Raw genomic sequence first — 6563 nt, 5'->3', positions numbered from 1 at the left:
AACGTTAACGTGCGGTTTCGTACGTTCAAATTTTTCTTTAGACATGACAGTCCCTCTAAGCACGGTATTTTGGTGGTTTAACGACCACACATACAACAAACGGATTTTTGTTGAGTATATGACAAATGGCTTGAAGTAACTTTGGGGAGAAAGAGTGGTGCTGATACCCAGATTTGAACTGGGGACCTCACCCTTACCAAGGGTGCGCTCTACCAACTGAGCTATATCAGCACTATAAGATTGGAGCGGGCAGCGGGAATCGAACCCGCATCATCAGCTTGGAAGGCTGAGGTAATAGCCATTATACGATGCCCGCTTTCAGTTTCTCGTAGAGCTATTCAAACTATTTGAAATAGTGGTGGTGGGAGAAGGATTCGAACCTTCGAAGGCGGAGCCGTCAGATTTACAGTCTGATCCCTTTGGCCACTCGGGAATCCCACCAAATTGTTCTTTTTTGTCGTAATGGTGCCGGCTGCCGGAATCGAACTGGCGACCTACTGATTACAAGTCAGTTGCTCTACCAACTGAGCTAAGCCGGCGACAAGTGCTGCGCATTCTATTCAATGATTTTTAGCGTTGCAATAGGTAATTTAAAAATTTCACCCAAATAAGATCTTATGGGGCATTAATTCACCAATTTGCTCCGTTTTTTAGCTAGATGGCGCAGCGTTTAATCCCCTCCATACTTCCACAAACCGCATCGATAAGGTATTGTCGCTGTCCTTAACACACAGATTCATCCAGAGCATGAGTGATTTACTAACTCCATATTTGTCGTTCGACCGTGAGCAATGGTCAGAATTGCGCGACTCAGTGCCAATGACGCTTGACGAGACCGATCTCGAAAAGCTCCGTGGTATTAACGAGCATTTGACGATGAATGAAGTGCGGGATATCTACCTGCCGCTTTCGCGATTGCTGAATTTGTATGTAAAGGCGCGAAAAGGCCGCACCCAAGTGCTTGAGCACTTTTTGGGGCAAAAAGACAACAATGTTCCGTATGTGATTGGTATTGCTGGTAGCGTAGCGGTCGGAAAAAGTACAACTGCACGTTTGCTTAAAGCACTGCTGGAACGCTGGCCTGAGCACCCAAAAGTCGAGCTCATCACCACTGATGGTTTTCTTCATCCAAACAAGACCCTCAATGAACGTGGGTTGATGAAGAAAAAAGGGTTTCCAGAGTCTTACGATATCCGAGGTCTGGTGCAGTTCGTTGCCGATGTGAAATCAGGGAAATCTCGAGTCGAAGCACCCGTCTATTCGCATCTGGTCTATGACATCACTGAAAATACCAAAGTCGTCCAACAGCCGGACATTTTGATCGTGGAAGGTCTGAATGTATTGCAAAGTGGTATGGATTACCCGCACGACCCTCACCGCGTTTTTATCTCAGACTTCTTAGATTTTTCTATCTACGTTGATGCGGACAGCGAGTTACTGAAAACCTGGTACATCGAGCGCTTTATGGCGTTCCGTAAAGGTGCGTTTCAGAACCCAACATCTTATTTCCACCACTACACTAAGCTTTCGCATGATGAAGCGGTACAGACAGCATCAGGTATTTGGGAAGAGATTAACGGTAAGAATCTGGAAGAGAACATTCTTCCTACGCGCGAGCGTGCTGGCTTAATCCTCCAGAAAGGAACCAACCACGCGGTTCAAACCGTTAAAGTTAGGAAATAGCTTAGTCGTCAGCACGCAGGCTGATCTCTCCGCCGAGATATGGGGTAATGCCATTTTCGGTTTCCAGCAGCAAAGCCCCTTGCTCATTGATCCCGCGCGCAATCCCCTTAACCACTCGCTCACCCAGCAGTAATTTCACCGCACGACCCTGAAAGTTGTCATAGCTGTCCCAGCGTGGCACAAAGCCTGCCATTCCAGTTTCTTCATATTGCTTCAGCGCTTCTGTTACGCCATTTATCAAAGCGGCTGCCAAAGCATTTTTGTCGGGGAGTGGATGGCAAGCATCCTGAAGGTTTGCCCAGCTTTGATCTACCTCATCTGTTTCAGGCATTGAAACGTTAAGTCCCATACCAATAACCAAATGAGCGGCATCGCCAGCCTGACCTGTCATTTCTACCAAAATGCCGGCAAGCTTCTTGTCATTCCAGTAAAGGTCGTTCGGCCACTTCACTTTGACGCCTTCAGCACCCAATTTCTGTAAAGTCTCAGCCATGGAAACACCCACAACAAGGCTCAGTCCCATCGCGGCAGCCATACCCGCATCCAATCGCCAATACATGGAAAGATAGAGGTTGGCACCAAAAGGAGAAAACCATGCCCTGCCACGACGTCCACGGCCTGCCTGTTGATACTCGGCAAGACAGGCTGAACCGGACTCCAACTGACCTACGCGATCCAGAAGATGCTGGTTTGTAGAATCAATCACGGGGATAAGCTCAAACGCAGGCACACTCAGTTGCGTTTTCAATGCCTTTTCATCGAGGAGATTCAGCGGCGCAGGCAGGCAATAGCCTTTACCTTGGACGCGAAACACGTCCACACCCCACTGTTGCAATACTTTGATGTGTTTGCTGATTGCTGCGCGGCTCATACCGAGCTCTTCACCCAATTTTTCACCTGAGTGGAACTGGCCGTCCGCCAGCATTTTTATAAGAGCCAGGCGGGGCGTATTATCTAGCGCTGGCATACAACCTCCAATGTGGTTTCTTGAGTCGCCCCCATAAAGCGAACCTCGTGTTCTAGCAAGACTCCAAAACGTTGGTAAACGGTATCAACCACTTCTTTCGCGAGAGTCACCACATCGCTGGCTGTAGCACCACCACTGTTTACCAGCACCAATGCCTGTTTATTGTGAACAGATGCGCCACCGACGCTTTTGCCCTTTAGGCCACACTGATCGATGAGCCAGCCCGCAGCGAGCTTCACTTCTGAACTCGATACTTCAAACGAAGGCATCTTTTCATTATCAGCTAAGAGAGACTTTACCTGTGTCTTAGGCACAACGGGGTTTTTAAAGAAGCTTCCGGCATTTCCTAACAGATTAGGATCAGGCAGCTTTTCACTTCGAATTTCGCAGACCTTATCAAACACCTCTTTGGCAGAAACGTCATTCTCACTCGCCAAATCGCCCAGAGCCCCGTAACCTATCACGGGCTTCCAAGCTTTCGATAACTGGAAGCCTACAGCAAGAATAATGGCTTTATCTTTGAGTTCACGCTTGAACACCGAATCCCGGTAACCAAATTCACAGGCCCCCGGCCCCATGCGAACGACTTCGCCAGTTTCAAGCATCAGGACATCGACATACTCACAGCGCTCATTCAGTTCAACACCATAAGCACCGATATTCTGAATGGGTGCCGAGCCTACCAGGCCTGGAATAAGCGCAAGGTTTTCAAGGCCAGGCATACCCTGTTCAATCGTCCATTTCACCAATTGGTGCCAGTTTTCTCCGCCAGCCACATGAAGGTGCCAATGCGAAGCTGTCTCTTCAACATCAATACCCTTTAGGCGGTTTAGAACCACTATCCCGTCAAAATCTTCACAGAACAGAAGATTACTGCCTTCGCCAAGGACGATCTTTGGCTCGTCAGCACGATCACGCCAGATCGTGATAAAATCTTCTGCGCTTTGCGCTTCAATAATGGCTTTGGCCTGAACATCAATACCAAAGGTGTGAAATGGTTTTAGCGATGTAGTAGACAGGATATTCATTCGGATCGCAGTTTCGTTTTGATAGAGTCTTAGCGATGTATACTACCCCATCCGCCTTGAATTCACAGTGATTTGATAACCATGGCCGACACACGATATGCCCTTCTCGACCCACTCCGTTTTCCACTGGTGGCTCGTTTTTACAAAACACATTATCCAGCAGGGAAGCCGAAGAAAGACGAAATCATTTGGACGGCAGAAAATAGCAGCGGTCTTTTTGGTTCAGTTAGATTCAGGCAGTTTCCTGACTTCCAACTTCTGACTGGTATGCTTATTGCCCCCGAGCAACGAGGAAAAAAGCAGGGAGAAGCTTTCCTCAATGCCGTTCAAACTCAGATTCAAACTAAAGCTTGTTATTGTCTGGCGTATCGCTATTTAGAAAAACTCTACAAAGAGGCTGGATTTGAAGTGATCGAGGTCAGTAATCTGCCCGAAGAATTACGTGGCCGATACCAAAGCTATTGCAACAGTGGTAAAGATCTTATCCCTATGCGTCACAACTCCATGTCACAGTTGTAAATCGGGATAGCTGACACACGGATATCGCTGGAAATTGCACAATTTCTGGTACAATACAGGGTTTGATTTGCGTTAACACGACCCAGTGTCGAACTTAATGAGGCAACAATGGTTTCAGCTACTGCCAATAAGCAGTTGATCGATCAGCTCCCGAAAATTGCGCACCGTCCAGACCAGATGGAAACACTGCTCGATGCGACCACCTTCAGGGAGCGTCTGCTTCACGAAATAGCTCACGCTAAATATCGTATTTACCTTGTTGCTCTGTATCTGCAAGACGACGAGGCAGGGCGCAATATCCTTGATGCGCTCTATGAAGCAAAACAAAAGAATCCAGTTCTGGATATCAAAGTACTGGTTGACTGGCACCGTGCTCAGCGCGGCTTGATTGGCGCTGACAAGTCAGACGGTAACGCCGCGCTTTACCGAGAGTATGCAGAGAAATACCAGCATAAAATTGATGTGCTGGGCGTACCTGTGAGAAACAGGGAAGTCTTTGGCGTCCTGCACCTTAAAGGCTTTGTCTTTGATGATACTGTCATTTATAGCGGCGCAAGTCTGAATGATGTGTATCTTGCCCAGCATGACCGCTATCGTTATGACCGCTACCATGTCATCAACAGCAAAACACTAGCCGACTGCATGGCAGGCTTTATCGGAAACACCTTGGCGGCCAGTTCAGCAGTCACATGCCTTGCACAGCCTAACCGCCCGGAAGTAAAAGCACTCAAGCCAGCTATCCGCGAATTACGCGCAAGACTGCAAGCAGCCAGCTATCAATTTATTTCGCAACATATCAATGACGATCAAATTGGCCTCACGCCAATGGTGGGATTGGGTAAGCGTAAGAACTTCCTGAACATTCAGATTTGTCGTTTAATCGCCAGTGCTGAAAATGAACTCATCATATGTACGCCTTACTTTAACCCTCCGCGCAGTGTGACACGTGAAATAAGACTTGCCTTGCGTAGAGGTGTGAACGTCACCATTATCGTTGGCGATAAAACAGCGAATGACTTCTACATTCCTCCGAGTGAGCCGTTCAAAACGATTTCAGGTTTACCTTATCTTTATGAAATGAACCTGCGCAATTTCGCACGTCGTAATGAAGCCGCTATCGCCAAGCGTCAATTGAAAATCCACCTTTGGAAGCACGACGACAACAGCTTTCATCTCAAAGGGATTTGGGTAGACAGATCCTACATGCTACTGACGGGTAACAACCTCAACCCTCGTGCATGGAAGCTGGATCTTGAAAATGCCATCTTGCTTCACGACAAACGTCGTTTGCTGGAAGCCGAAGCCCAAAGGGAAATCGATACGATTTTGGAACACACTCAGCTGATTGGCAGTTACAAGCAAATTGAAAAGCTGGAAGTTTACCCGCCTCAAGTACAAAGATTGCTAAAACGTATCAAGCGCATCAGGGCAGATCATCTGCTTAATCAGATACTTTAAGGAGTCAGACGTGATTGCTTCTATCGATGTGGACCCACAGAAAACCTTTACACCGATCTGCCCAGGCGAATTACCTGTGCAAGGCGGAGATAAGATTGGTCCAGCACTTAACGAACAGGCAACAAAGGCACAATTCCGCGTTCTCACAAAGGACGCGCATCCAGCCAACGCGGTTTGGGTAGTCGACAGTCACGATAAGATGTTGGTTCCTTTGGAGCATGCCAATGCGGACCTTACTTGGGTATCCCATGCAGTACCTGGCACCGAAGGCTTTGAAACTATCCCAGAACTCCCTGAAGTAACTGAATATGACCATGTCATTTGGAAAGGTGTAGAGCCAAATCTCCACCCTTACGGTGCATGCTTCCATGATATTCAGGAAAAGCTCAGCACTGGCCTCATTGAATGGCTTAGAGCCAAAGGTGTCACCACTGTATTAGTCGGTGGTCTCGCTACTGACTACTGCGTTAAAACCACTGCCATGCAATTAAAGATGCATGGTGGCTTTGATGTTTGGGTTAACCTAGAAGCTTGTCGAGGCATTGCTGAAGAAACAACTGAAACATGCTGCGCTGAAATGCGTGATGCTGGTATCCACGTTATAGAAACGCTGGAAGAGTTCAGGGCATAACTCAGAACCCCAAAAACACCACCTGAGAAGGTGGTGTTTTTTTATATCTATTATTGGGAAGCTCCAGCGCTTTATTCACCATGAGCTGAGTGCGTGTATGGTTGTTGTCTGTAATTGAGGTTAAAAACGGGAGCGATGGTAAATATGAAAAGGTGCAGATGCAAAAAAGCCCTGACCGTCAGGTCAGGGCTTCTTCTGCTTTTTGTCTTCACTTTTTCAAAAAGTGAAAGAAAATTAGAAGCCTGGCGATGTCCTACTCTCACATGGGGAGACCCCA

At 47.5% G+C, this 6563-nt stretch carries 7 protein-coding genes and 4 tRNA genes; 4 read left to right on the top strand and 7 right to left on the bottom strand.

Going from position 1 to position 6563, the window contains the following annotated elements:
• Positions 1-155: 155 nt before the first annotated feature.
• From D515_RS24550 to D515_RS24535, 4 genes are all read right to left on the bottom strand, one after another.
• Positions 156-231, bottom strand: a tRNA-Thr gene (locus D515_RS24550).
• Between the two features lie 10 nt (positions 232-241).
• Positions 242-316 (bottom strand) — tRNA-Gly (locus D515_RS24545).
• A 40-nt stretch (positions 317-356) separates the two neighbouring features.
• Positions 357-441, bottom strand: a tRNA-Tyr gene (locus D515_RS24540).
• A 22-nt stretch (positions 442-463) separates the two neighbouring features.
• Positions 464-539 (bottom strand) — tRNA-Thr (locus tag D515_RS24535).
• A gap of 208 nt (positions 540-747) precedes the next feature.
• On the opposite strand from D515_RS24535, the gene coaA reads away from it, so the two are divergent.
• Positions 748-1683, top strand: a complete 936-nt coding sequence (gene coaA, locus D515_RS24530) for a type I pantothenate kinase (RefSeq protein WP_002542705.1) — start codon at positions 748-750, stop codon at positions 1681-1683.
• Position 1684: 1 nt separating this feature from the next.
• On the opposite strand, the gene birA is transcribed toward coaA, so the two are convergent.
• Both birA and murB read right to left on the bottom strand, forming a co-directional pair.
• Entirely contained in the window at positions 1685-2650 is a 966-nt protein-coding gene (gene birA / locus D515_RS24525; protein ID WP_039850662.1) for a bifunctional biotin--[acetyl-CoA-carboxylase] ligase/biotin operon repressor BirA, read from the bottom strand.
• Positions 2638-3678 (bottom strand): UDP-N-acetylmuramate dehydrogenase, encoded by a 1041-nt coding sequence (gene murB / locus D515_RS24520; protein WP_002542703.1) that lies wholly within the window; start codon positions 3676-3678, stop codon positions 2638-2640. The genes birA and murB overlap by 13 nt, the downstream gene beginning before the upstream one ends.
• A gap of 81 nt (positions 3679-3759) precedes the next feature.
• On the opposite strand from murB, the gene D515_RS24515 reads away from it, so the two are divergent.
• The 3 genes from D515_RS24515 to D515_RS24505 all read left to right on the top strand — a co-directional run bounded on the left by D515_RS24515 (position 3760) and on the right by D515_RS24505 (position 6286).
• Positions 3760-4197, top strand: a complete 438-nt coding sequence (locus D515_RS24515) for a GNAT family N-acetyltransferase (RefSeq protein WP_002542702.1) — start codon at positions 3760-3762, stop codon at positions 4195-4197.
• Positions 4198-4305: 108 nt separating this feature from the next.
• Positions 4306-5655: a CDP-diacylglycerol--serine O-phosphatidyltransferase gene (gene pssA / locus D515_RS24510; RefSeq protein WP_002542701.1), complete on the top strand. Its 1350-nt coding sequence runs from the start codon at positions 4306-4308 to the stop codon at positions 5653-5655.
• A 10-nt stretch (positions 5656-5665) separates the two neighbouring features.
• Positions 5666-6286 carry a nicotinamidase gene (locus D515_RS24505; protein WP_002542700.1) on the top strand — a complete coding sequence of 207 codons (621 nt, stop codon included), beginning with the start codon at positions 5666-5668 and terminating at the stop codon, positions 6284-6286.
• A gap of 71 nt (positions 6287-6357) precedes the next feature.
• Here D515_RS24505 and D515_RS26075 read toward each other — a convergent pair.
• On the bottom strand, positions 6358-6563 hold a 206-nt coding region (locus D515_RS26075; RefSeq protein ID WP_204366361.1), incomplete at its 5' end, for a hypothetical protein.

The organism is Grimontia indica, from assembly GCF_000333895.2.
Taxonomy (GTDB): Bacteria; Pseudomonadota; Gammaproteobacteria; order Enterobacterales; family Vibrionaceae; genus Enterovibrio; species Enterovibrio indicus.
The sequence above is the reverse complement of the archived record's forward strand: the minus strand, read 5'-3'. Positions and strand labels throughout refer to the sequence as shown.